The organism is Pseudomonas sp. WP18 (genome assembly GCF_036689585.1).
GTDB classification, from domain to species: domain Bacteria; phylum Pseudomonadota; class Gammaproteobacteria; order Pseudomonadales; family Pseudomonadaceae; genus Aquipseudomonas; species Aquipseudomonas chlororaphis_E.
Genome location: NZ_CP144758.1, coordinates 3,169,156 through 3,194,865, shown reverse-complemented (window position 1 = coordinate 3,194,865; position 25,710 = coordinate 3,169,156). Strand labels below are relative to the sequence as shown.

Here is a 25,710-nt window from a genome sequence, read left to right as displayed (position 1 = left end):
TTCCTGCACCCTGCTTCCCGTCATGCCGCCGGGCGCTGCGGCACGGCTGGGCAGGGCTCGCCGCCTGGGCCTGATGCCATGAAGGGCTGCCGGGAGACAGACTTCGCCTACCAGGCGGTTTATCGGTACCTGACCACGCTGATCAACGAGATGGGGGTCGATGCCCGGGTGCGTCTGCCGTCATTGCGGCAATTGTCCGAGCGCCTGAACGTGTCGATTTCCACCATCCAGTACGCGTATTCATTGCTGGAGAAGGAGGGCCGGGTCTACTCGATCGCCAAATCCGGCTATTACGCGTTGCCGGTGCCTTGCGTCGCAAGCCTCGAGGGCGGTGACGACCTGCTGGAGCGCCTGTACGTCAATGTGCGACGGCCGGGCATGCGGGTGCTCAGTGCCGATGAGCCGGCGTCCATGCAACCGCTGGACAGTCCGCTGTTGCTGCTCGAACGCGAGTTGCTGCGCCAGTACCCGCGTTCCCCGCAAATGCCCTCGCAGCCCTGGGGTGAGCTGGAGTTACGCACGGCGCTGGCGGCCCGCTACACCTCTTCGCCGGCCCGATGCTGGAATGCCGACGACGTCTATCTGGGCGCTGACCTGCGGGGCGTCCTGGAGATCCTGATCGCTGCGCTGGCGCTCCGGGACGCCACTGTATTGATCGAATCACCCTGCGACTGGACGGTCCTGCGCCTGCTGCAGGCGGCCGGGGTCAACGTCATCGAACTGCCGCTGCAGGCCGCCGGGGGTTTCGATCTTGAACAGCTCGAACACTTGCTGGTGAACGAAACGGTGTGCCTGGTGATGCTGTCTTCGATCCTGAACATGCCCAGGGGGACCCTCGTGCCTGACGAGAACCGCCGTGCCGTCGCCCGGCTGCTGGAGCGGCACGGGACCTGGGTGTTGGAGAACGACAGCTATACCGACCTGGCGTTCGAAGCCGACACCGTGCCGTTTCGCGACCTGCTCGACCCCGATCGGCTGATCGTCTACTCCACTTTCGAGAAAACCATCGGCCCGGAAGCACCGTATGGCTACGTGCTGTCGCGCCAGTTGACCCTGCATCTGCAGCGCCATTTCCTGTTGCGGGCTTTTCGCCTTTCACCCATTCGCCAGAAAGCCATCGCCCGTTTGTACAGCAATGGCAGGGTCGACCAGCACTTGCTGGTGTTGCGGCGCCTGTTGCGCGACAGCGCCGTGTCGGCGAACCAGCTGTTGCGTGAGCGGCTGGGGGACAGCCTGCATTGGCCTGAGCCCCAGGGCGGGGCGACGATCTGGTTGCAGTCGACACGGCAGGTCGACCTGCGGCGGGTGTTCCAGCGGCTGCTGGCCCAGCGCATCGTCATCGCGCCTGGCGAACTGTTCAGCCTCCAGGGGCTGTATGGACAACATCTGCGCCTGACGCATGCCCTGAATGGCACGCAGGACCTGGACGCGGCACTCTGCGCACTGGCCGATGCCCTGCGGCTCGAACCCGCGTAATGGCGGGTGATGGATCGAACCCATCGCGCCATGGTCGAACTGTCAGTAAACTGCATCCCATTTCCCGAGCCACTCTATCCAGAGGTTTTGCATGACAGTCAGTCCATTTGCGGGCAAGCCGGCACCGGCAGAGTTGTTGATCGATATCCCGCGACTGGTGACGGCCTATTACACCGGCCGCCCCGACGCATCGGTTGCCACCCAGCGCGTGGCGTTCGGCACCTCCGGCCACCGTGGCAGTTCCTTCGACCTGGGGTTCAACGAGTGGCACGTGCTGGCCATCAGTCAGGCGATCTGCCTGTACCGCGAAGCCCAGGGCATCACTGGGCCGCTGTTCATTGGCATCGATACCCACGCGCTGTCGACACCGGCAGGCGCAAGCGCGCTGGAAGTGTTCGCCGCCAACGGCGTGACCGTGATGATCGCCGAGGGCGACGAATACACCCCGACACCGGCGGTTTCCCACGCCATTCTTTGCTACAACCGTGGCCGCACCACGGGGCTGGCGGACGGTATTGTCATCACGCCGTCCCACAACCCGCCTCAAAGCGGTGGCTACAAATACAACCCCACCAACGGCGGCCCGGCCGACACCCACATCACCAAATGGATCGAGGCCAAGGCCAACGAGCTGCTGGCCAATGAGTTGGCCGGGGTCAAGCGCATCAGCTATGAACAAGCCCTGAAGGCGAGCACGACCCACCGTCACGACTACGTCAACAGTTACGTGGCTGACCTGGTCAACGTCATCGATTTCGATGCCATCCGCGCGGCGGGTCTGCGCCTGGGCGTCGACCCGCTGGGCGGTGCCGGGGTGCGCTACTGGCCGGCGATTGCCGAGCACTATCGCCTGGACCTGGACGTGGTGAACACCCAGGTCGACTCGACTTTCCGCTTCATGACCGTCGACTGGGACGGGCAAATCCGCATGGATCCATCCTCCAGCCACGCCATGCAAGGGTTGATCGGCTTGAAGGAACGTTTCGACGTGGCCTTCGCCTGTGACCCGGACCATGACCGCCATGGCATCGTCACGCCGTCCGGTGGCCTGCTGGCTCCCAACAACTACCTGGCGGTGTCCATCGACTACCTGTTCCAGAACCGGCCGCAATGGCGCGCCGATGCGGCCGTGGGCAAGACCGTGGTCAGCAGCGGCCTGATCGATCGCGTGGCCAAGCGCCTGGGGCGGCGCCTCTATGAAGTGCCGGTGGGCTTCAAGTGGTTTGCCGATGGCCTGTTTGACGGCTCCCTGGGCTTCGGCGGTGAAGAAAGCGCCGGCGCGTCGTTCCTGCGCAAGGACGGTGGCGTCTGGAGTACCGACAAGGACGGCCTGATCCCGGCGCTGCTGGCGGCCGAAATGACCGCTCGCACCGGTCGTGACCCCAGCCAGGCTTACCGCGCCCTGACCGAAGAGTTGGGCGAGCCGTTCTCGGTGCGCGTCGACGCCAAGGCCAGCCCGCAGCAGAAGGCATTGTTGAGCAAATTGTCGCCGGAGCAGGTGGCGTCCACCGAACTGGCCGGCGAGAAGATCCAGAACATCCTCAGCCACGCGCCGGGCAACGACCAGGCCATCGGTGGGTTGAAGGTCATGACCGAAAACGGCTGGTTTGCGGCTCGTCCGTCGGGCACCGAGGATATCTACAAGATCTACGCCGAGAGCTTCATTGGTGAAGATCACCTCAAACAACTGGTGGCCGAAGCGCAAACCCTGGTGGACGGGGCGATCTCCGGGCAGTGAGTGGGGCGTTCATGCCTGTGGAAGATGACTTCCCCAGGCATGACGCCAATCCGCCTCCTGTGGGAGTGAGCTTGCTCGCGAAGGCGGTAGTACATTCAACAGAGATGTCGACTGAAGCACCGCCTTCGCAAGCAGGCTCGTCCCTACACAAGCCTTTAAAGCTCCAGATACCTTTCACTTCATCGCCTAACCCCATGACAAATAAGATTTCTGGTGGAACCTGACGGCAAATGCAGACACCATGTCTGCCATGTTTCAGAACACCGGAGTTCCTACGCGTGTCGCAACACACTCCCGATCTTCCTCCCGATCTCTTGCCTCTTGCGCAGATGCCGTGGCTTAAACGCCTGGCGGCGCGGTTTTTTGGTCATGGCCTGACACGGCTTCGAGCCCAGCACCGCAGTTCCTGGCTGCACGGCCAGGCCGACGGGTTTCGCAGCGGCCATACCGCCGGTTTTGACTATGGCTATAAAGAAAGGCTGGAAGATGGACGCCAGGTCCTGTTGATCCGTGATTCCCGCAGCACGGAGCACCCGGCCCCGCAGGTCGATGACTCGCTGTTCGATGACTGGCGCCTGCCGTTGAACGCCGAATTGAAGAAGCGTATCAAGGCCGATGTCGCCCGGTTGCTGCCGGCCCATGGGCAACCCAGCGCCGCGCAATGGAAAATGATTTTCAGTGACACCCCCTCGACCTCGGTGGTCGCCGGGGCGGGCGCGGGCAAATCCACGACGCTGGTGCTGCGCATCCTGTTGCTGGTGCATTACCTGGGTTTCGAATTGGACTCGATGACCGTGGTGACGTTTACCCGGGAGTCGCGCAAGGACTTCATCCAGAAGCTGATCGACGTATTTGGCCTCTGGGGGCGTGCGATCAGCCTCAAGCAGGCGCGTGACCTCGTGCGCACCTTCCACTCGCGGATCTTGCCGATGGTCCGCAGCCTGCCCGGGTTCGAGCGCCTTCAAGCGTTCGAGGCCCTCAGTCACCGCGAGGTGAATGACGACGATGGGCAGGGCAACCCCTTTGATTTGCGCATCAATGATGTCCAGCGCCAGCATCTCAATGCCTGCTACCACCGGCTTTACCAACGGGACGAGCGATTTCGTGAGCTGATCAAGCCGCTGTCCCGGCATGCGCTGCAACTCAAGGAACTGGAGCGCGATCACCCGGACGTGCAAAAACGTGTGGCCGTGACCGAGTTGGCGGCCCAGCGCGATGAGGCGTTGTGTGACGCGATCGAAGACTTGTGGGTGCGCGCCGGCGCCTGGCCTATCAAAGGCGTCGAGTCGAAGCGGCAAGCCTTTGAAATCAACGGCTCGACCTTTCGCTGCCACGGCTACATCCCGTCCTTGGATGCTTGGGTCGTGCTGGGTTTCGATCCGCGGGAAGATGCTCGCCTGAGCCGTCCGGGGGCCAAGCTGAGTGTGCGCGCCGAGTGGGCGGTAAAGCGCACCTTATTTCAAGCTTTCTGTCGTAAGCCTTTGATTTGGATTGAAAGCTATGAGTCATCCAAGCGTGTTCTGGCTTCGCTGGCGGGGGATGCCAGCGCCGGTCCCGGCTTCGATTACAAGGTCAAGGGCGAACTGGCCTCGGCGCCGTTGCTGGACTGTTTTGTCGCCGCCGCAGGTTTTATCGAGAACCTTGGCCTGGATGTACCGGATGCCGTGGGGCGGATGTCGTTTGCCCAGGATGACCCTGACCGTTACTTCTTCGAGGCATTGAGCCGCTACTGGCGGGCTTTCGAGGATCACCTGCTGGACCAGTCGCCACCGATCATGACCTACAACCGGATGTTCGCGTTGTTCAGCGAGCAGACGCCGGAAAACTTCAAGCTATTGAGCGACAGCATGCTCAGGCCCCTGTCGCACTTGATGATCGACGAGTTCCAGGACGTTTCGCCGCAAATCGTCTCCTGGTTGCGCGCCAGCCTTCGCGAAGTGCGCAGCCGAGGCCCGGCGATGCACGTGGGGCGCGGCGCCCAGCGTTCTTCGTTGCTGTGCGTCGGTGATGATTGGCAATCGATTTATGGCTGGCGCGGCAGTTCGCCAAGCTTTTTCATGGCGTTCAACAAGCAGTTCCCGTCGCCGGCGACCACGCGGGTGATGCTGACCGATAACTACCGCAGTCATCAGCACATCATCGATGCCGCCGAGCACATCGTGCGAGCGGCCGCCGCGATCCCCGGGAAAAAGGCCAAGGCGAGCGGCCAGCCTCGATCGTTGAGCCCGGTCAACGTGTTGGATCGGGATGACGAAGGCCTGGCTCGGCGGCTTGAAGAACACTATCAAAAGGGCGATTCAATCTTGATGTTGTATCGAAAAAGCAGCGATAAGTCATTGATTGAAAAGTATATTTCGCCAACTGTTAATGTGGATTCTAGCTTGCCGTACGAAACACGACGGCTCAGGCAAATGACCTATCACAGCGCCAAGGGGTTACAGGCTGATGCGGTGTTCCTGCTAGGCGATTGCCAGCACCTGACCCGGTCGCCCTACAAGAACCAAGTCTACCGAATGGCCGGGCTGGGCCACGACGGCGATACCGAACCCTACGACACTGCGCAAAAGGACGAGATCCTGCGCCTGGCGTATGTGGGCATCACCCGCGCGGTGCAGCACTGCTACTGGTATGTCGATGCCCCGGATGGCCAGGCGGCGAACGCCCCCAAGGCTTCGGATCGTATCGGCACGGGCAAACCGTTCTTTGCGGACCATCGGCGGGCCCGCAATGGTTGAGGCAGGCCAAGTGGGCGGTGAGGAGCAACTGCAATCGGCTCGGCCCCTGTGGGAGCGGGCTTGCTCGCGAAAGCGGTAGATCAGACAGTAAGAGGGCGGCCAAGCTGACCCCTTCGCGAGCAAGCTCGCTCCCACAGGGGGGTTAGGGGAACGCGATGGCTGTGACGCGACCCGCTCCAACTGGTGGAGCGGGTGAGTTGATCGGTCAGGAAGCAAACCTGCGCAAGCCAACCGGTGGCACGAAGGCTTCCAGCTCGGCTTCCACTGCTTCAATGATGCGCTCCACATCCGGGGCGTTCATCACGGTTGCGCAGGGGATGCCGGCGATGGCGATCATGGTCTCGCCACTGGCACGGTCAAACAATCGGGCGACCATGCTGCCGGGTGCGTCCATGCTGGCTTCAAAGCCCATTGGATGAAAGTGCCAGCGCATCAGCTGGCAGGCGTTGGGGAAGGTAACCTTGCTGAAAGATCCTTTATTCATGTGTTGCCCACCTTCTTCAATCGAGCGCTTCCTTTTGCTCATGTCAGGAAGGAAGAGCCATCTTGGCCCTACCAGTGAGAACTAAAAATAGCACCTGAAAATGAATGTCATGTGGCTTTTTTCAGTCCGTTTAGCGATTGGTTCAATTCTTTTGATCTGCATCAAGGCCTAAACGGTAGATTCTGTTTTGCCATCATGCTTCGGGCAGGCCATCCTGAACCTCGCGCAAGGGCTCTGGCGCGCGGTATTTGAAGGCGATGAGCAGGGCCAGGACGACCAGGGCCAGCGCGACGGCGAAGGTGGTGTGCAGGCCGCTTGCGATCGCCTCGGGGCTGGCATTGCCGATATCAGGCGTCGCCGACGCATGGGCGAATACCGCTCCCAGCACCGATGCCCCCGTGAAAAAGCCCAGGTTACGCGACAGGTTGAGCAGGCCGGCAATCACGCCTCGCCGGTGGGCGGCCACATTGGCCATCACGGCGGTGGTGTTGGCCGTCTGGAAGAAAGCGTAGCCGAGGGTCGTCACCACGATGGCGCCAAGGTAGCCGCCGATGCCGAGCGCCGGTGAAACCAGCGACAGCATCAGGCTGCCAAGGACCATGGTGGCCAGTCCCGCCAGGCGCATGGGGCGCACACCAATGCGGTCGGTCAGGCGCCCGGCCGGGACGCCGGCCAGCGCGGCCACGCAGGGACCCACCGCCAGCACCAGGCCGACGAGTGCCGCCGGCAAGCCAAGGGCGATCGACAAGTAGAAGGGGCCGACCAGCAACGTCGCCATCATCACCGTGGCGACCACGGCACTCGTTGCCAACCCGGACACCAACAGGCGGTCCCGGAATGCGGTCAACGGGATCAGCGGCGAGACGGCCCGGGATTGGACCCACACAAACAGCCCGATGCCCAGGGCCGCAATCAGCAACAGCACCACATTCCGCCCGCCAAAGTCGCCACGCCCGGAGGTCATGGCCAGGGCGTAGGCGCCGAGGGTGGCTGCCAGCACCAACGTGCCGTAGACATCGAAGCGCGCGCCAGTCGCCTGGGGTGGTCGCATCGGCAGCGAGCGCCAGGCCAGTACCAGCGTAAGCACGCCGAGGGGCACATTGATCAGAAACAGCGCCTGCCAGCCAAAGCCGCTGATCAGTGCTCCCCCCAGGCTCGGTCCGAGTGCGGTGCCCACCGCCGACAACGTTGCCAGCAAGCCCATGGCGCTGCCGGTCTTGCCCTGGCTGACGGTGTCACTGGCCAGGGCCAGAGTCAGCGTCATCATGATGGCGGCACCCAGGCCTTGCAGGGCCCGACCGGTGAGCAGCCAGCCGAGCGAAGGCGCCGCGCCGCAGCCTGCCGAGGCGGCCGTGAACAGCGCGATGCCGATCAATAACAGTCTGCGCCGACCCATCAGGTCCCCCAGGCGCCCGACGCTGACAATCAGCGTGGTTATCACCAGCAGGTACGCCAGCACCACCCACTGGACTTGCTGGAAGGATGCCTCGAATGCCTGGGCCAAGGTCGGCAAGCCCACCGTGGCGACACTCGCGCCCAGGGACGCCAGCAGCGTCGAAAGCGCCAAGCTGGCCAAGGCCCCGCGCGAGGCAGAGGGAAGGGGGTGGGTGGTTGTCGGCGGAACATGGGTTTTCATTGGGTCACCTGTGTCTGCGGCCTTGAACGTGGCGCTGTCAGAACGTTACGCCTGGGCATAACATGGCGGAAGACGCAGCGTTTGCACGTTATAGCTGCACCCAACGCCATCTATTTACGCTAGGGCCCCGCCATGTCCGTTCCCGACCTCAATTTGCTCGTCACCCTGGATGTGCTGCTGTCCGAAGGTAGCGTGGCCCGTGCGGCGCGAAGACTGCGGTTGAGCCCGTCGGCGATGAGTCGGGCGCTGGCTCGGTTGCGCGAAACCACGGGGGATCCGCTTCTGGTCAGGGCCGGGCGAGGGCTGGTGCCAACGCCCCGTGCCCTGGCGCTGCGCGAACAGGTCAGCGATTTGGTTCAAGAGGCCCAGGCGGTGCTGCGGCCGGTCGCGACGCCGGACCTGGGCCAGTTGAACAGAACCTTCACCTTGCGCACCCGCGAGGGCTTCGTCGAGAACTTCGCCATCGACCTGATTGCCCGCATCAACGAGCAGGCGCCCGGCGTACGCCTGCGTTTCGTGGAGAAGGCCAACCGCGACAGCACGGCGTTGCGCGAGGGTACCGTGGACCTGGAAACCGCGGTCGTCGACAAGGACACCAGCCCGGAACTGCGGACCCAGGCACTGTTTGGTGATCGCTTGATCGGGGTGGTGCGCGCCGGACACCCGCTGAGCCAGGCCGCCATCACCGCCGAGGGCTATGCGGCGTGTCGGCATATCGGGGTTTCGATGCGTTTTCTCGATCAAGGACCCATCGACCGGATCCTCGAGCCATTGGGCCTGTCGCGGGACATTGTCACCACCGTGCCAGGCTTTTCGTCGGCGTTGGGGCTGGCCCGCTCCAGCGACCTGGTTGCCAGCGTGCCGGCGCGCTACACCGCCAGCCTGCGCATGGGCATGCACAGCTTCGCGCTGCCGTTTCCGGTGCCTGAGTTCACCATTGCCATGCTGTGGCACCCGCGTATGGATGCCGACCCGGTGCATCGCTGGCTTCGGGGCTGCCTGCGAGAAGTGTGTGCGCGCAAACCCATGGCGATTTAGTAGATATTGATTAATAGCACTTCGCTGGCACTTAGTTGACGTAAGTGCGGCTTTTGGGCAAATGGTTAGTTGTCGCTATTTAATATTTAAATAGAGTTTTGTCCGACAATCGGCATTCGAATTTTTAACTAGTGAGTACGTAACGGGCGAAACCTGTTGTTTGTGGGCATGAAAGCTGGGAACAGAAATTGACCTCGAAAAAACTGCTAGACGTTTGATTTCCAATTGTGTCAGGTTTCTTACGTCCCTCATTGGGCGAGTGATAGGACGATCTCGCCAGAGATCGCCTGTCGTCTGAAAAATGTTCCATTTGCAAACAAGGAAGTGTGTTTATGTCGAAAGTCAAAAACAGCGCTATTGATTCTGCCGAACAACTGCTCTGGGCCCCGCAATCATTGGCGGCCGCCAGCAGTGCGTTCAACCAGATCAATAGTTTCAGCCACCAATACGATCGTGGCGGCAACCTGACCGTCAACGGCAAGCCGTCCTATTCCGTCGACCAGGCGGCCACGCAGTTGCTGCGTGACGGCGCGGCGTACCAGGACCGCGATGGCAGCGGCAAGATCGAGCTGACCTACACGTTCCTGACGTCCGCTTCTTCGAGCACCATGAACAAGCATGGCATCAGCGGCTTCAGCCAGTTCAGCGCCCAGCAGAAAGCCCAGGCAGCCCTGGCGATGCAGTCCTGGGCAGACGTGGCCAACGTCACGTTCACCGAGAAGGCCAGCGGCGGCGACGGCCACATGACCTTCGGCAACTACAGCAGCGGCCAGGATGGCGCGGCGGCATTCGCCTACCTGCCGGGCACCGGTGCCGGTTACGACGGCACCTCGTGGTACCTGATCAACAGCGGTTACACCCAGAACAAGAACCCTGACCTGAACAACTACGGTCGCCAGACCCTGACCCACGAGATCGGTCACACACTGGGCCTGGCGCACCCCGGTGACTACAACGCCGGCGAAGGCGCACCGACCTACGATGACGCCACCTATGGCCAGGACACCCGTGGCTACAGCGTCATGAGTTACTGGAGTGAGAGCAACACCAACCAGAACTTCAGCAAGGGCGGCGTCGAAGCCTATTCCTCCGGCCCGCTGATGGATGACATTGCGGCCATCCAAAAACTCTACGGCGCCAACACCAACATCCGCACGGGCGATACCACCTACGGTTTCAACTCCAACGCCGGCCGGGATTTCCTCAGCGCCACGTCCTCCTCGGACAAAGTCGTGTTCTCGGTCTGGGACGCGGGCGGTCGCGACACCCTGGACTTCTCCGGCTTCACCCAGAACCAGAAGATCAACCTCAACGATGCCTCGTTCTCTGACGTGGGTGGCCTGGTGGGCAACGTGTCCATCGCCAAGGGCGCGATCGTCGAGAACGCCATCGGCGGTTCGGGCAGCGATCTGCTGGTCGGCAACGCGGTCGCCAACGAACTCAAGGGCGGTGATGGCAACGACATCCTCTGGGGGGCGGGTGGAGCCGACAAGCTGTGGGGCGGCTCGGGGTCGGACACTTTCGTGTTCGCGGCCAGCAGCGACTCGCGGCCCGGTGCGGCGGACCAGATCCTCGACTTTGTCAGCGGCCTGGACAAGATCGACCTGACCGGCATCACCAAGGGCGCGGGCCTGCATTTCGTGAACGCGTTCACCGGTGCCGCGGGCGACGCCGTGCTGTCGACATCGGGTGGCAACAGCCTGCTGTCGGTGGACTTCTCCGGGCATGGCGTGGCGGACTTCTTGGTCAGCACCGTCGGCCAGGCGGCGGTCACGGATATCGTGGCGTGATGTCAGCTTGAGTAACGTGGCGAGGGGTAACGCCCCTCGCCACACAATCCAGACCTTTTGAACGCGAGAACACACCATGCCTTGCAGGCTTTCGGCAACCGCCTGGACACTCGCTACGCTGATGCTGCTTTTCGGAGACGCCACCATGGCCCGCAGCCTGTTGTTGATAGAACCCTCGCAGTTGGCCGGTCAATGGCTGGCCGTGCTGTCGGGCCCACAGGATGACGCCCAGAGCCAGGCATTGCAGGACAAACCTTCCAACACCTGCCTGGTGGAACTCAAGGCGGACCAGACCCTGGGCGGGCAAACCGAATGCCTGGGGCATTGGTTGGGAGAGGAACCGGTGCAGTGGTTTACCGAACCCGACGGTCTTTCGTTGATCGGCCAGCACAACACCCGGGTTCATCTGGGGCTGCGCCGGCAAGACCGTTATCAAGTGACGTTGAAGTCCGGTTTGGTAGTTAGGCTTGAACGTAATAAGTCGCAAGTCACGCACTAGCCACAGTGGCGCTAAGAATCAGTAAGTTGATTAACGGCCAGGCGGCCTGATACAGCCAACACGCAAGGAAGATGCATGAATAAGGCAAGGAGTGCCGGGGCGGTGCCGCTGTTTAAAGCCCTGGGCGAATATAAAAGTATTTTGATCAGCGTCGGATGTTTTACCGCATTGATCAATGTGCTGATGCTTGCGCCGTCGATCTACATGCTCCAGGTCTATGACCGTGGGCTGTCCTCGCAAAACGAAACGACCTTGTTGATGTTGTCGCTGATGGTTGTCGGCTTCTTTGTGTTCATCGGGTTGCTGGAGATGGTGCGCAGTTTCGTCGTCATCCGCATCGGCAGCCAGTTGGAGCGACGTTTCAACCTCCAGGTATACAAAGCTGCGTTCGAGCGCAACCTGCGCCAGGGCGAGGGCAACGCCGGGCAGTCCTTGGGCGACCTGACCCAACTGCGCCAATTCGTCACCGGGCCGGCGCTGTTCGCGTTCTTCGATGCGCCGTGGTTTCCCGTCTACCTGCTGGTGATCTACCTGTTCAATGTCTGGCTCGGGGTGTTCGCCAGTGTCGGCACGGCGTTGTTGATCGGCCTGGCCTGCCTGAACGAGGTCATGACCCGCAAGCCGCTGGGGCAGGCCAGTGTCTATTCGCAGCAGTCCAGCCAATTGGCGACCAGCCATTTGCACAACGCCGAGACCATCCAGGCCATGGGCATGCTCGACGCGCTGCGCAGCCGCTGGTTCGCCGTGCATTCGCGGTTCCTCGGCCTGCAGAACCGGGCCAGCGACACCGGCGCGGTGATCAGTTCCGTGAGCAAGACCTTGCGCCTGTGCCTGCAATCCCTGGTCTTGGGTTTAGGCGCGCTGCTGGTGATCAAGGGCCAGATGACCGCCGGGATGATGATCGCCGGCTCGATCCTGATGGGGCGGGTGCTGAGCCCCATCGACCAGTTGATCGCCGTGTGGAAGCAGTGGAGCGGCGCCAAGTTGGCCTATCGCCGCCTCGATGCGCTGTTGCAGGCGTTTGTTCCCCGAGACGAAGGCATGGCGCTGCCGGCGCCCAAGGGCCAGGTCAGCTTTGAACAGGTCAGTGCCGGCCCGCCGGGGCAACGCAACGCGACGCTGCAACAGGTCAGTTTCAGCCTGGCGGCGGGGGAAGTGCTCGGCGTATTAGGCGCATCGGGGTCCGGCAAGTCGACCCTGGCCCGGGTGCTGGTGGGCGTCTGGCCAACCCTGGGTGGCACCGTGCGTCTCGATGGGGCCGACATCCATCGTTGGAACCGCGACCAACTGGGTCCCTACATCGGCTATCTGCCCCAGGACATCGAGCTGTTCAGCGGCAGCATTGCCGAGAACATCGCTCGCTTTCGCGAGGCCGACCCGCAGAAGGTCGTTGCCGCGGCGCAACAGGCCGGCGTTCATGAACTGATCCTGCGCATGCCCCAGGGCTACGACACGGTGCTGGGGGAAGACGGCAGCGGTCTTTCGGGCGGGCAGAAGCAACGGGTGGCGCTGGCCCGGGCGATGTATGACCGGCCGAGCCTGGTGGTGCTCGATGAGCCCAATTCCAACCTGGACACGGTGGGCGAAGCGGCATTGGCCAGTGCCATCGCGCAGATGAAAGCCCAGGGCACCAGCGTGGTGCTGGTGACGCATCGTTCCTCGGCATTGGCCCAGGCCGACAAGCTGCTGGTGCTCAACGAAGGCCGCTTGCAGGCCTTCGGCCCCAGCCAGGACGTGCTGCGGGCGTTGTCCGGCCAGGCGGAGTCGGCCCGGGACAAACCCCAGGCCGCCCCCACCGGCCTGAGCATGAGCCGCCACTACCCGACAGCCAACAAGCCGAGCGGCGCATGAGCCAGGATCGCGACATGAACCTCGAACACACCCGGATCTTCGAAAGCCCCGAGCGCGATGCGCGGTTTTTCACCCGCATCGGCTGGGCACTGGCGCTCATTGGCGCCGGCAGTTTCTTCACCTGGGCCAGCCTGGCGCCGTTGGACCAGGGCATCCCGGTCCAGGGCACCGTGGTGGTGTCTGGCAAGCGCAAGGCGGTGCAGTCGATGAGCAGCGGCGTGGTCAGCCGGATCCTGGTGCGCGAAGGCGAGGCGGTGAGGCAGGGCCAACCGCTGTTTCGCCTGGACCAGACCCAGGCCGACGCCGACGTCCAATCGCTGCAAGCCCAGTACCGCATGGCCTGGGCCAGCCTGGCACGCTGGCAGAGCGAGCGCGATAACCTGGCCCGTGTGAGCTTCCCGGCCGAGTTGAGCCACGACCCGGACCCGCGCCTGGCCCTGGTGCTCGAAGGCCAGCGGCAACTGTTCAGCAGCCGCCGCGAAGCCTTCGCCCGCGAGCAGGCGGCATTGCGCGCCAGTATCGACGGCGCCACCGCTCAACTGGCGGGCATGCGCCGGGCCCGCAGTGACCTGACGGCCCAGGCCGAATCACTGCGATTGCAATTGGGCAACCTGCAACCCTTGGCGGACAACGGCTACATCCCGCGCAACCGACTGCTGGACTATCAGCGGCAATTGTCACAGGTGCAGCAGGAACTGGCGCAGAACAGCGGCGAAAGCGGCCGGGTGGAGCAGGGGATTGTCGAGTCGCGGCTCAAACTGCAGCAGCACGGCGAGGAATACCAAAAAGAAGTCCGCAGCCAACTGGCCGACGCCCAGCTCAAGAGCGAAACCTTGCAGCAGCAGTTGAAGTCCGCCGGGTTCGAGCTGCAACACAGTGAGATCCTCGCCACCGCCGACGGCATCGCCGTCAACCTCGGTGTGCACACCGAAGGCGCGGTGGTGCGCCAAGGCGACACCTTGCTGGAGATCGTGCCCCAAGGCACGCGCCTGGAGGTGGAAGGGCACTTGCCGGTGAACCTGGTCGACAAGGTCGGTACGCACTTGCCGGTGGACATCCTGTTCACCGCCTTCAACCAGAACCGCACGCCGAGGGTGCCGGGGGAAGTCAGCCTGGTGTCCGCCGACCAGATGATCGATGAGAAGACTGGTGCGCCTTACTACGTCCTGCGCAGCAGCGTCAGCGACCGTGCGCTGGAGAAGCTCAATGGCCTGGTGATCAAGCCCGGCATGCCGGCGGAGATGTTCGTGCGCACCGGCGAGCGCTCGCTCCTGAATTACCTGTTCAAACCGCTGCTCGACCGAGCTGGCTCTGCGTTGACCGAAGAATAAGGTGTGCTGTGGTATGAAGCGTTTTTTCCGGTTGGCCCTGTTGGCCATTTGCGCGTGCGACCACGCCTGGGCCATGGGCCCGTTTGAACTCTATGAGCAGGCCCTGCGCAACGACCCGGTCTACCTGGGGGCGATCAAGGAACGCGATGCGGGCCTGGAGAACCGCGCCATTGGTCGTGCCGGGCTGCTGCCGCACCTGGGCTACAGCTACAACAAGGGCCGCAACCAATCGAAAGTCACCTACCTCAATGACCGTGGCGCCAGCCAGCATGATGATCGCAACTACAGCAGCTACGGCTCCAGCCTGACCCTGCAACAACCCTTGCTGGACTACGAGGCTTACGCGGCGTACCGCAAGGGCGTCGCCCAGGCGCTGTTCGCCGACGAGAACTTTCGCGGCAAGAGCCAGGAATTGTTGGTGCGGGTGCTCAGTTATTACACCCAGGCGTTGTTCGCCCAGGACCAGATCGACATTGCCCTGGCGAAGAAAAAGGCCTTCGAGCAGCAGTTCCACCAGAACGAGGAGCTGTTTCGCCAGGGCGAAGGCACGCGTACGGACATCCTTGAAGCCGAATCGCGCTACGAACTGGCCACGGCGGAAGAGATCGAGGCTCGCAACGAGCAGGATGCGTCCCTGCGCGAACTGGGGGCGTTGATCGGCGTGCCGGCCCTGGACATCGGCGATCTGGCACCGCTGAACGACACGTTCCAGACCTTCAGCCTGCAACCGGCCAACTTCGACAGCTGGCATGAGCTGGCGGTGAGCAACAACCCGAACCTGGCCTCCCAGCGCCAGGCCGTGGATGTCGCGCGTTTCGAGGTCGAGCGCAACCGCGCCGGGCATCTACCGAAAGTCAGTGCCTACGCGACCATGCGCCAGAACGAGTCGGAAAGCGGCAACACCTACAACCAGCGCTACGACACCAACACCATTGGCGTCGAGATCAGCGTGCCGCTGTACGCCGGCGGCGGGGTCTCGGCGTCCACCCGCCAGGCCAGCCGCAACATGGAGCAGGCCGAATACGAGCTGGACGCCAAGACCCGCGAGACGCTGATCGAATTGCGCCGCCAGTTCAGCGCCTGCGTCTCGGGGGTGAACAAATTGCGCGCCTACCAGAAAGCCCTGGGTTCGGCCGAAGCGCTGGTGGTCTCGACCCGGCAAAGCATCCTCGGCGGCGAGCGGGTCAACCTCGACGCGCTCAATGCCGAGCAACAGCTCTACACCACTCGCCGCGACCTGGCCCAGGCCCGCTACGACTACCTCATGGCCTGGACCAAATTGCATTACTACGCCGGCACGCTGGGGGCGCAGGACCTGGCGAAGGTGGATGAGGCGTTCGTCAGCCATTGACTAGGGATGGCTGTCCGGCCTTTGTGGCGAGGGAGCTTGCTCCCGCTTGAGTGCGAAGCGCTCACAAGCAGGGGCTGTTGCACAGCCCAGCGGGAGCAAACTCCCTCGCCACGGGGACCGGCATAGGTCAGCACAGGATTTTTGCAGCCACTAAGGAAGGTTCGTTGATGAAGACTGATAACAAAAAACAACCCGCAAGAACCCGTCGCGTGTTTGTGCCCAAGGCCCTCAACCACGCCATGCTCTGTGCACTGGCAAGCCTGGGCACGGCGCAGGCGGCGCCGTATGTCGAGGCGGGCAAGGCAGGCGATCCGGACAGTTGGCGCAGCAGCGAATTCAACGCCGAATGGGGCCTGGGCGCGATCAACGCCCAGCAGGCCTATGCCGCCGGCTACACCGGCAAGGGCGTGAAACTGGGGATCTTCGACCAGCCGGTGTATGCCGCCCACCCGGAGTTCTCCGGCAGCGATAAAGTCGTGACCCTGGTCACCAGCGGCATCCGCGAGTACACCGACCCGTACATTCCGGTGAAGGCCGGTGATCCGTTTCGCTACGACGGTTCGCCCACGGTCGGTTCCGACGGCAAGCTGGGCTCCCACGGCACCCACGTCGGCGGGATCGCCGCCGGCAGCCGCGACGGTGGGCCAATGCACGGCGTGGCGTTCAACGCACAGATCATCAGCGCCGACAACGGCGACCCCGGCCCCGAGGACGGCATCATCCTGGGCAACGACGGCGCGGTGTACAAGGCCGGTTGGGACGCGCTGATCGCCAGCGGCGCACGGATCATCAACAACAGCTGGGGCATCGGCATCACCGACCGCTTCGACCAGGGCGGGCGCGACCCGGCGTTCCCGCACTTCACCGTGCAGGACGCGCAGTTGCAATTCGACCAGATCCGCCCGCTGCTGGGGACCAAGCCGGGCGGCGCCTACGAGGGCGCCATCGCGGCGGCCCGCAGCGGCATCGTGACGATTTTCGCCGCCGGCAACGACTACAACCTCAACAACCCCGACGCCATCGCCGGCCTGGCGTATTTCGTGCCGGACATCGCCCCCAACTGGCTGACCGTCGCGGCGCTGCAAGTCAACCCGGATACCGCCAGCCCCGATCCCTACACCATCAGTACCTTCTCCTCGCGCTGCGGCTACACCGCCAGTTTCTGCGTCTCGGCGCCGGGCACGCGGGTCTACAGTGCGGTGATCGGCGGTACCAGCGCCGATGACCTGACCGTGGGCTACGGCAACAAGAGCGGCACCTCCATGGCCGCCCCCCATGTGGCCGGCAGCGTCGCCGTGTTGATGGAGCGCTTCCCGTACATGACCGGTGCTCAGGTTGCCAGCGTGCTGCGCACCACGGCCACCGACATGGGCGCGCCGGGCGTCGATGCGCTGTACGGCTGGGGCATGATCAACCTGGGCAAGGCCATCGACGGTCCGTCGATGTTGGTGACCGAGGCCGACATTCCCGAAGCGTTCCGGATCGACGGGGCCTACGGCGATGGCCAGTTCGTGGTCGACCTGCCGGGCATTGGCGCGACCATCGACGCCGGCAAGCCCACCGAGCGCGTGTGCAGCGGGATCCAGTGTGGCCTGGATGTCTGGCGCAACGACATCGCCGGCCACGGCGGGCTGACCAAGGAAGGTCTCGGCACCCTGGTGCTGACCGGCGACAACCGCTACAGCGGGCCGACCCTGGTCAATGAAGGCCGACTGGCCGTCAACGGTTCACTGGCCTCGACGGTGACCGTCAATGACGGCGGCGTCCTCGGCGGCAACGGGCGCGTTGCCGGCCTGACCGCCAATCGCGGCGGCAGCGTGGCACCGGGCAACTCCATCGGCACACTGCAGGTGGCAGGAGACGTGACCTTCGAACCGGGTTCGACCTACGCAGTGGAGGTCTCGCCGACCTCCAGTGATTTGATCGTGGCGGGCGGCAAGGCTTCCATCGACGGCGCTACGGTGTCGCTGTCATTGGAAAACAGCCCGACGCTGCTCACGGCCCGTGAGGTGAAGAGCCTGCTGGGTACGCAGTTCAACATCCTGCAGGCCGCCGGCGGTATCGACGGCCGTTTTGGCCAGGTCTTGCCCAACTACGCGTTTCTCGGCGGCGACCTGGCCTACAGCGCCAATGGCATTCAACTGGCGGTCGAGCGCAACGCCGTGTCGTTCGCCAGCCTTGGCCTGACGCCCAACCAGCGCTCCGTAGCGACCGCCGCCGAGCAACTGGGCGCTGGCAACGGCCTTTACGAAGCCTTGCTGTTGTCGCCCAGTGCCGCCGCGGCGCAGCAAGCCTTCCAGCAACTCTCTGGCGAAATCCACCCGGCCGTCGGCACGTTGCTGATCAACGACAGCCGCCACTTGCGTGAAGCCGTCGGCGATCGTTTGCGCCAGGACGACTTGTATGACGCGAATACCCCAAGCACTGCCGACAGCAACGTCTGGGTCAAGGTGCTCGGGGCCTGGGGCAAGAGCGATGGCGGCAATGACAATGCCAGCGCCAACAGCTCCATTGGCGGGCTGCTGGTGGGGGCCGATGGGTTGATCGGCGAGCAGACTCGCCTGGGTGTCGTCACCGGCTACAGCGACAGTTCATTGAGCATGGGCGATGGCACGCACTCGTCCGCCAAGGCCGACAGCTATCACCTGGGCGCCTACCTGGGGCATGAAATCGACGCCGTGCGCCTTACCGTCGGCGGTGCCTACAGCTGGCATCGCATCGACGTCAAACGGGACGTGCAATGGGGTGATGTCAGCGGCCGGGAGAAAACCAAGCGCGACGCCCAGACCGCCCAGCTCTTCACCGAAGCCGCCTACCGCCTCGACGTGCAGCCGCTGGCCTTGGAGCCGTTTGCCAACCTGGCCTATGTGCATCTGGACAGCGACAGCTTCCATGAAAAAGGCGACAACGCCGCGCTGCGAGGTAACGACGACCGTCGCGATGCGCTGCTTTCGACCCTGGGTGTGCGAGCCAGCCGCAGCCTGGCGCTCTCGGAGAAACAGCAGCTGGAGCTCTCCGGCTCCCTCGGCTGGCAGCACAACTTGAGCAATACCCGTTCGGAACAGGACCTGGCCTTCGCCGGCAGCAGCAACACCTTTGCGGTGCAGAGCGTGTCCATGGACCGCAACGCCGCCGTGATCGGTGCCCGTGCCGGGCTGGCGGTGGCCAAGGATGTGCGGGTCAACCTGGACTACAACGGCCTGCTCGGATCCCGGGACAAAAGCCATGGCATGGGGCTGACGCTGGATTGGCAGTTCTGATCAGGTAAGGCAGTCCCTGTGGCGAGGGGATTTATCCCCGCTGGCTGCGCAGCAGCCCCAACCACAGGCGACTGCTTCGCAGTCGAACGGGGATAAATCCCCTCGCCACAACGATTTCCTACGTTTTTCCGCATTCCAACAACAAAAAAGAGGCAGCAGGACATGGGTATCTATGACTACAAGACCTTCGGCACCGAGGCGTCCAAAGCCCTGGTCGGCGATGCGATGGCGATCATGTTGTACTCCTACCACAACCTCGACAACGGGTTCGCCGCCGGTTACCAGCAATACGGCTTCGGCACCGGCCTGCCGGCGACCCTGGTCACCGCGCTGCTCGGCGGCACCGACTCGCAAGGGGTGATTCCCGGCGTGCCGTGGAACCCCGATTCGGAAAAACTGGCCCTGGACGCATTGCACAAGGCCGGCTGGACGCCCATCAGCGCGTCGCAACTGGGCTACACCGGCAAGGTCGACGGGCGCGGTACGTTCTTCGGCGAAAAGGCCGGCTACACCACCGCCCAGGTAGAAATCCTGGGTAAGTACGACGCCGCCGGGCAGTTGACCGAGATCGGCGTGTCGTTTCGCGGGACCAGCGGCCCACGGGAGAACCTGATCGGCGACTCCATTGGCGACGTGATCAATGACGTGATGGCCGCGCTGGGGCCCAAGGACTATGCCAAGCACTACGCCGGCGAAGCCTTCGGCACGCTACTCGGCGACGTCGCCCGGTTTGCCCAGGCTCATGGCCTTGGCGGCGAAAACATCCTGGTCAGCGGGCATAGCCTCGGCGGGTTGGCGGTCAACAGCCTGGCCGACCTGAGCACCAGCCAGTGGTCCGGGTTCTACAACAACGCCAACTACATCGCCTACGCGTCGCCGACCCAGAGTAGCACCGACAAGGTGCTGAACATCGGTTACGAAAACGACCCGGTGTTCCGGGCGCTGGACGGCTCGACGTTCAACCTGGCGTCGGTGGGCGTGCACGACGTGCAGCAGGCCTCGGCGACCAACAACATCGTCAGCTTCAATGATCACTACGCCTCGACCGCGTGGAACGTGCTGCCGTTTTCCATCCTCAACATCCCCACCTGGATCTCCCACCTGCCCACCGGTTACGCCGATGGCATGGGCCGGATCATCAGCTCGGCGTTCTACGACCTTACGCAAAAAGACTCGACCATCGTCGTCGCCAACCTGTCGGACCCGGCCCGCAGCAACACCTGGGTGCAAGACCTCAACCGCAACGCCGAGGCCCACACTGGCAGCACGTTCATCCTCGGCACCGACAAGGACGACCTGATCCAGGGCGGCCAGGGCAACGACTACCTGGAAGGCCGTGCCGGCAATGACACCTTCCGCGACGGCGGAGGCTACAACGTGATACTGGGCGGGCAGGGCCACAACAGCCTGCATCTGCAGCAGTCGGTGCACGACTTCACCTTTGCCAGCGATGGTGCCGGAACGTTGTACGTGCGCGATGCCCACGGCGGGATCAGCATCACCCGCGACATCGGCACGCTGGTGAGCCAGGAACCTGGATCGTTGTGGGGCATGCTCAAGGACGAGGTCAGCCACAGCGTCACCGCCAATGGCCTGTTGGCCGGCGGCAACCTGACGGCGTACGCGTCAGCGGTCAAGGGCACTGCGGGCGATGACAGTCTCGTGGCCCACGCGACGGGCGACTGGCTGTTCGGTCACGCCGGCAACGACCGGCTGCTGGGCGGCGCGGGCGACGACACGTTTGTGGGGGGCACCGGGAACGACGTCATGCAATCGGGCGGTGGACGTGACACGTTCATTTTCAACGGTGCATTCGGTCAGGATCGCATCAGCAGTTTCGACGCGGGCGACAAACTGGTGTTCATCGGTGTGCAGGGGGCCGGGGAAGGGTATGACTATCGACAGCACCTGTCCCAGGTCGGCAGCGACACGCTGCTGCAAGTGGGGGACAGCTCGGTGACCCTGGTGGGTGTCGGGGTTGGGCAGGTGGGCGGTGAGGGTATCGTGTTCGCCTGATGACCAGGCATGGACGGTGACTGAGTAACCTGCGACGAGGCGCTTGCTCACACTCAAGCGCGAGCAAGCGCCTTCGCCACGGTGATCAATCTTCCTTGCGGATCGTTGCCACGTCGTCGGCGCGCACGCGGATTTTCTTGCCGGCGATGTCTTCGAACTCGTAGAACCCATCGGAGGTACGGGTATTGGGGGTGTCCTTGGTCAGGTACTGGGTACCGTTCTGCAAGGTCACCACGGTGGGCGACGCGCAACCGGCCAATGTCAGGAAGGCCACGGCGGCCAGGGGCAGGCTCAGAAACCTGATGTTCATATCCAAACCTCTCGATCAAAAGAACCACGGCCCAGCTGATTCGACTGCGCCATCACGTAGCTAACCGCCATTGGTCCTGCTCTCTGTAGGAAAGTTCATCACTTAGCGAAGGATTTCATCTCTAAATATAGGGGACCGTTCATCTTTTGCAGTTGCCTGGGGTGTTAGTAGCTGCTATCTGTATGCATAACCAGTATTCCAGCATCCGTGGCGCTTCTTCCCGTGACAGCCAGTTCCCTCGACGATCCCTTTTATTACCTGAACAACTTTCAGCAAGTGCTGGGCTGGCTGACGCAGCGGTATGCCGACGTGCTCAGCTTCGAAGAGCAGCGCTTCGTCGACGATTTTGCCGCAATGCCCCGGGCGTCCCAAGGCTTGCTGGTGCGGATGGTCATGCGCAAGGGGGTGCGGTTTCGCCACAGCAAGCTCAACTACCCGGAAATCGGTGAGATTGGCCTGGCCGTGCAGCCGTTACTGGCCCTGGGTTGGGTCGAGGACCAGGCCGAGTTGGGGATTGTCGAGCTGTTCGACGTGTTGCTGAAGGCGGAGATCCTGCAGTGCCTGGGGCACCTGATCGAGCAGCCCAGGGCGAAAAAGACCGAATGGCTCCTGGCCGTCGCCGAGCGAGCCGACCCGCCGCAGGCGTTCCACGCCTGGTGTCCGCAGCTTGACGATCGGCTCTACAGCCTGACGATCATGCCGCTGTGTGACCGCTTGCGGCTGATGTTCTTCGGCAACCTCTACCAGGACTGGTCGGAATTCGTGCTGGCGGACCTGGGCATCTTCACCTATGAAAGCGTCGAATTCAGCGCCGAGTCCCGCGGACTGCGCAACCGCCAGGACGTCGACGCCTGTGTGTTCCTCCATGAATGCCAGCAACGCTTCGAAGCCGGTGAGCCGCTGGAAGCGATCGTCGCCCAGGTCAATGCCCTGACCTTGGACAATCCGTGGCTGGAGCGCCGGCGCGGCAAATTGCTGTACCAGTTCGGCGAGCAGGGCGAACGCATGGGCGATTTTGCCTTGGCCTTGTGTATCTACCGTGAATGCACCTACCCCGGCGCACGGTTGCGGATGATCCGCGTGCTGGAGCGCATCGGCGAATATGCCCTGGCCCTGGAACTGGGCGAGGCGGCGGCACAGGCGCCGCAAAGCGCCGCCGAAACCCAGGCCCTGCTCAGGATCGTGCCGCGGCTGCGCCGCAAGCTTGGCGGGCCGCCGGTGCCGCGCGCCCTGGCCCGTGAAGTGCAGCGGCTGGAGTTGCAACTGCCCAGGGTCGACCCGACCCTGTCGGTGGAGTATCACGTCCAGGCTCACCTGCACGATGACGCCGCCCCTGTGCATTACGTCGAGAACAGCCTGATCAACTCGCTGTTCGGCCTGCTGTGCTGGCCGGCGATTTTCGCGCCGCTGCCGGGGGCATTTTTCCACCCGTTCCAGCGTGGACCGGTTGACCTGCTCAATGAAGACTTCCATGCCCGTCGGGCCGAGCTGTTCGCGGCGTGTTTTGCCGAGCTGGACGATGGCCGCTATCGGCACACCATCCTGGGTCGTTTTGCCGAGAAGTGGGGCGTACAGTCGCCGTTCGTGTTCTGGGGCGCATTGTCCGAGACATTGCTGGAACAGGCCCTCGACTGCTTGCCGGCCGAGCACCTCAAGCACTGGTTCAGCCGGTTGCTGCTGGACATCAAGGCCAACCGCGCCGGCATGCCGGACCTGATCCAGTTCTGGCCGCAGCACAAGACCTACCGCATGATCGAGGTCAAAGGGCCGGGGGATCGGCTGCAAGACAATCAATTGCGCTGGCTGGAGTTCTGCCATGAGCACCGCATGCCCGTCGCAGTGTGCTATGTGCAGTGGCTGCCAGAAGGTGCGGAGCAGGGCGCATGAACCCCGCGCCAAGCTACAGCATTGCGGTGCGGGCCTTGTGTGAGTTCACCGCCAAGGTGGGTGATCTCGACCTGCGCTTCACGCCGTCGCCCACGGCCCTGGAAGGCATCGCCGGCCATCGCACCGTGGCGTCGCGGCGCAGCGAGGTCTATCAGGCCGAGGTTAGCCTGGAAGGGCGCTACCAGACGCTGAACGTCAAAGGCCGCGCCGATGGCTACGATCCGGCGCGCAACTGCCTTGAAGAAGTGAAGACCTATCGCGGCGACCTGGCCAGGCAACCGGCCAACCACCGGCAGTTGCACTGGGCCCAGGCGAAGATCTACGGCTGGTTGATGTGCCAGAGGTTGCAGCTTTCGCGCATCGACGTGGCACTGGTGTACTTCGACGTCGTCAGCGAAAAGGAAACCTGCCTCACGCAGGGGTTCGAGGCCGGCGAGCTTCTGGCGTTCTTCGAAGCGCAATGTGCGCTGTTCCTGGCCTGGGCCGAGCAGGAAATGGCCCATCGGCACGCCCGCAACCTGGGGGCGCAGTCCCTGGCCTTTCCCCATGCCGGCTTTCGGCCCGGGCAACGGCACCTGGCCGAGTCGGTGTTCAAGGCCGTGAGCACCGGGCGTTGCCTGATGGCCCAGGCGCCCACCGGCATCGGCAAGACCGTCGGCACGCTGTTCCCGATGCTCAAGGCCCTGGCGCCGCAGCAGTTGGACAAGGTGTTCTTCCTCACGGCGAAAACCCCAGGGCGCAAACTGGCGCTGGACGCCGCCCAGGTCATCACCCGAAGTGCCCCGTCAATGCCGCTGCGGGTGCTGGAGATGGTTGCCCGGGACAAGGCCTGCGAGCATCCGGACAAAGCCTGCCATGGTGAATCCTGCCCGTTGGCCCAGGGCTTCTACGACCGTCTGCCGGCGGCGCGGGTGGCCGCGAGCCAGGTGAGCCTGCTTGATCAGGCGGCGTTGCGCGAAGTCGCGCTGGCCCACGGGATCTGCCCGTACTACCTCAGCCAGGAGATGGCCCGCTGGGCCGACGTGGTGGTGGCCGACTACAACTACTATTTCGACTTCAGTGCCTTGCTTTTCGGCTTGGCCCAGGCCAATGGCTGGACGGTCGCGACCTTGGTGGACGAAGCCCACAACCTGGTCGAGCGCGGCCGGCAGATGTACAGCGCGATCCTGGATCAAGCGACCTTGGCCACGGTGCGCAAAACCGCGCCCGAGGCCCTGAAGAAGCCGCTGGAACGGGTCAATCGCCAGTGGAACGCCTTGCATGCACCACAAGTGGCGGCGTACCAGGCGTATGAACGACTGCCGGAGAAATTCCTGCAAGCCCTGGCCACCTGCACCACGGCCATTGGCGATTACCTCAACGAGCACCCCCAAGGGCTGGACGGTGACTTGCAGGCGTTCTATTTCGATGCCCTGCAGTTTGGCCGGGTGGCCGAGTCGTTCGACGAGCAGTTTCTGTTCGACATCCATAAGCGCGAGTTCGGCCGCCAGCGCAGCGGCTCGACCCTGTGCCTGCGCAACGTGGTGCCGGCCGGGTTCCTGCGGCCAAGGCTCACCGCGGCCCGCAGCAGCGTGCTGTTTTCCGCGACCTTGAGTCCGCGGCACTATTACGCCGACCTGTTGGGCACACCGGCCGAGACGGTGTGGATCGACGTTGAATCACCGTTCCAGGCCGATCAGTTGGACGTTCAGGTCGTCAGCCGGATTTCCACGCGCTTCGCCCACCGCCAGGCGTCTCTGGAGCCGATTGTCGCGTTGATGGCTCGCCAATTCAGCGCGCGTCCGGGCAATTACCTGGCGTTTTTCAGCAGTTTCGATTACCTCCAGCAAGTCGCCGGGCTGTTTGCCGAGCGGCACCCGGAGATCGTCACGTGGGCACAATCGCGCGGCATGGGTGAAGCCCCGCGGCAGGCCTTCCTCGACCGGTTCATGGAGCACAGCCAGGGCATCGGTTTCGCGGTGCTTGGCGGGGCGTTCGGCGAGGGCATCGACTTGCCCGGCTCGCGCCTGATCGGTGCATTCATCGCCACCCTGGGGCTGGCGCAGCTCAACCCGGTCAATGAGCAGATCAAGCAGCGCATGGCGGCGATCTTCGGCGATGGCTATGACTACACTTACCTGTACCCTGGCCTGCAAAAAGTCGTGCAGGCCGCCGGGCGCGTCATCCGCACCCAGCAGGACCGCGGCGTGGTGATGCTCATCGACGACCGGTTCGGCGAGGCGCGCGTGCAGCAGTTGCTGCCACGTTGGTGGTCGGTGAACCCGGAGCAATCCGGCACCCGGCGGATAGGTGCAGGAAACTGAAGCCT

16 protein-coding genes are annotated in these 25,710 nt (G+C 63.5%); 13 read left to right on the top strand and 3 right to left on the bottom strand.

Annotated features, from left to right (window positions below):
- Positions 1-78 precede the first annotated feature (78 nt).
- From V5F23_RS14190 to V5F23_RS14180, 3 genes are all read left to right on the top strand, one after another.
- Positions 79-1,476, top strand: coding sequence for a PLP-dependent aminotransferase family protein (locus V5F23_RS14190; RefSeq protein ID WP_053144665.1), 1,398 nt, complete (start codon positions 79-81; stop codon positions 1,474-1,476).
- 91 nt (positions 1,477-1,567) lie between these two features.
- Positions 1,568-3,214 carry a phosphoglucomutase (alpha-D-glucose-1,6-bisphosphate-dependent) gene (gene pgm, locus V5F23_RS14185; RefSeq protein ID WP_053144664.1) on the top strand — a complete coding sequence of 549 codons (1,647 nt, stop codon included), beginning with the start codon at positions 1,568-1,570 and terminating at the stop codon, positions 3,212-3,214.
- Positions 3,215-3,492: 278 nt separating this feature from the next.
- Positions 3,493-5,949: a UvrD-helicase domain-containing protein gene (locus tag V5F23_RS14180; protein ID WP_338495391.1), complete on the top strand. Its 2,457-nt coding sequence runs from the start codon at positions 3,493-3,495 to the stop codon at positions 5,947-5,949.
- A gap of 205 nt (positions 5,950-6,154) precedes the next feature.
- Here V5F23_RS14180 and V5F23_RS14175 read toward each other — a convergent pair whose 3' ends face one another.
- Entirely contained in the window at positions 6,155-6,433 is a 279-nt protein-coding gene (locus V5F23_RS14175) for a DUF1652 domain-containing protein (RefSeq protein ID WP_003201764.1), read from the bottom strand.
- Positions 6,434-6,626: 193 nt separating this feature from the next.
- On the bottom strand, positions 6,627-8,069 hold the full coding sequence (locus V5F23_RS14170) for an MFS transporter (RefSeq protein ID WP_338495390.1): 1,443 nt from the start codon (positions 8,067-8,069) through the stop codon (positions 6,627-6,629).
- Positions 8,070-8,201: 132 nt separating this feature from the next.
- Between V5F23_RS14170 and V5F23_RS14165 the strand changes: the two genes are divergently transcribed.
- The 8 genes from V5F23_RS14165 (at position 8,202) to V5F23_RS14130 (ending at position 21,205) form a co-directional block, all read left to right on the top strand.
- Entirely contained in the window at positions 8,202-9,107 is a 906-nt protein-coding gene (locus V5F23_RS14165; protein WP_042728844.1) for a LysR family transcriptional regulator, read from the top strand.
- Between the two features lie 332 nt (positions 9,108-9,439).
- Positions 9,440-10,897 (top strand): serralysin family metalloprotease, encoded by a 1,458-nt coding sequence (locus tag V5F23_RS14160; protein WP_338495389.1) that lies wholly within the window; start codon positions 9,440-9,442, stop codon positions 10,895-10,897.
- A 76-nt stretch (positions 10,898-10,973) separates the two neighbouring features.
- Positions 10,974-11,396 carry an AprI/Inh family metalloprotease inhibitor gene (locus tag V5F23_RS14155; RefSeq protein ID WP_338495388.1) on the top strand — a complete coding sequence of 141 codons (423 nt, stop codon included), beginning with the start codon at positions 10,974-10,976 and terminating at the stop codon, positions 11,394-11,396.
- A gap of 75 nt (positions 11,397-11,471) precedes the next feature.
- On the top strand, positions 11,472-13,247 hold the full coding sequence (locus tag V5F23_RS14150; RefSeq protein WP_042728842.1) for a type I secretion system permease/ATPase: 1,776 nt from the start codon (positions 11,472-11,474) through the stop codon (positions 13,245-13,247).
- Positions 13,244-14,578 carry an HlyD family type I secretion periplasmic adaptor subunit gene (locus V5F23_RS14145; protein ID WP_042728841.1) on the top strand — a complete coding sequence of 445 codons (1,335 nt, stop codon included), beginning with the start codon at positions 13,244-13,246 and terminating at the stop codon, positions 14,576-14,578. Before V5F23_RS14150 ends, V5F23_RS14145 begins: the two co-directional genes overlap by 4 nt.
- A gap of 13 nt (positions 14,579-14,591) precedes the next feature.
- Complete coding sequence (locus V5F23_RS14140; protein ID WP_042728840.1) at positions 14,592-15,929, top strand: TolC family outer membrane protein; 1,338 nt, start codon at positions 14,592-14,594, stop codon at positions 15,927-15,929.
- Between the two features lie 239 nt (positions 15,930-16,168).
- Positions 16,169-19,189, top strand: coding sequence for an autotransporter domain-containing protein (locus V5F23_RS14135; RefSeq protein ID WP_338498917.1), 3,021 nt, complete (start codon positions 16,169-16,171; stop codon positions 19,187-19,189).
- Between the two features lie 162 nt (positions 19,190-19,351).
- Positions 19,352-21,205, top strand: coding sequence for a polyurethanase (locus tag V5F23_RS14130; RefSeq protein WP_042728838.1), 1,854 nt, complete (start codon positions 19,352-19,354; stop codon positions 21,203-21,205).
- Positions 21,206-21,290: 85 nt separating this feature from the next.
- On the opposite strand, the gene V5F23_RS14125 is transcribed toward V5F23_RS14130, so the two are convergent.
- The gene (locus V5F23_RS14125) at positions 21,291-21,515 is read right to left on the bottom strand and encodes a YgdI/YgdR family lipoprotein (protein ID WP_042728837.1); all 225 of its coding nucleotides are present in this window, start codon (positions 21,513-21,515) and stop codon (positions 21,291-21,293) included.
- Between the two features lie 222 nt (positions 21,516-21,737).
- Between V5F23_RS14125 and V5F23_RS14120 the strand changes: the two genes are divergently transcribed.
- Both V5F23_RS14120 and V5F23_RS14115 read left to right on the top strand, forming a co-directional pair.
- The gene (locus V5F23_RS14120; RefSeq protein WP_042728836.1) at positions 21,738-23,402 is read left to right on the top strand and encodes a VRR-NUC domain-containing protein; all 1,665 of its coding nucleotides are present in this window, start codon (positions 21,738-21,740) and stop codon (positions 23,400-23,402) included.
- Complete coding sequence (locus V5F23_RS14115) at positions 23,399-25,705, top strand: ATP-dependent DNA helicase (protein WP_338495387.1); 2,307 nt, start codon at positions 23,399-23,401, stop codon at positions 25,703-25,705. The genes V5F23_RS14120 and V5F23_RS14115 overlap by 4 nt, the downstream gene beginning before the upstream one ends.
- Positions 25,706-25,710 lie beyond the last annotated feature (5 nt).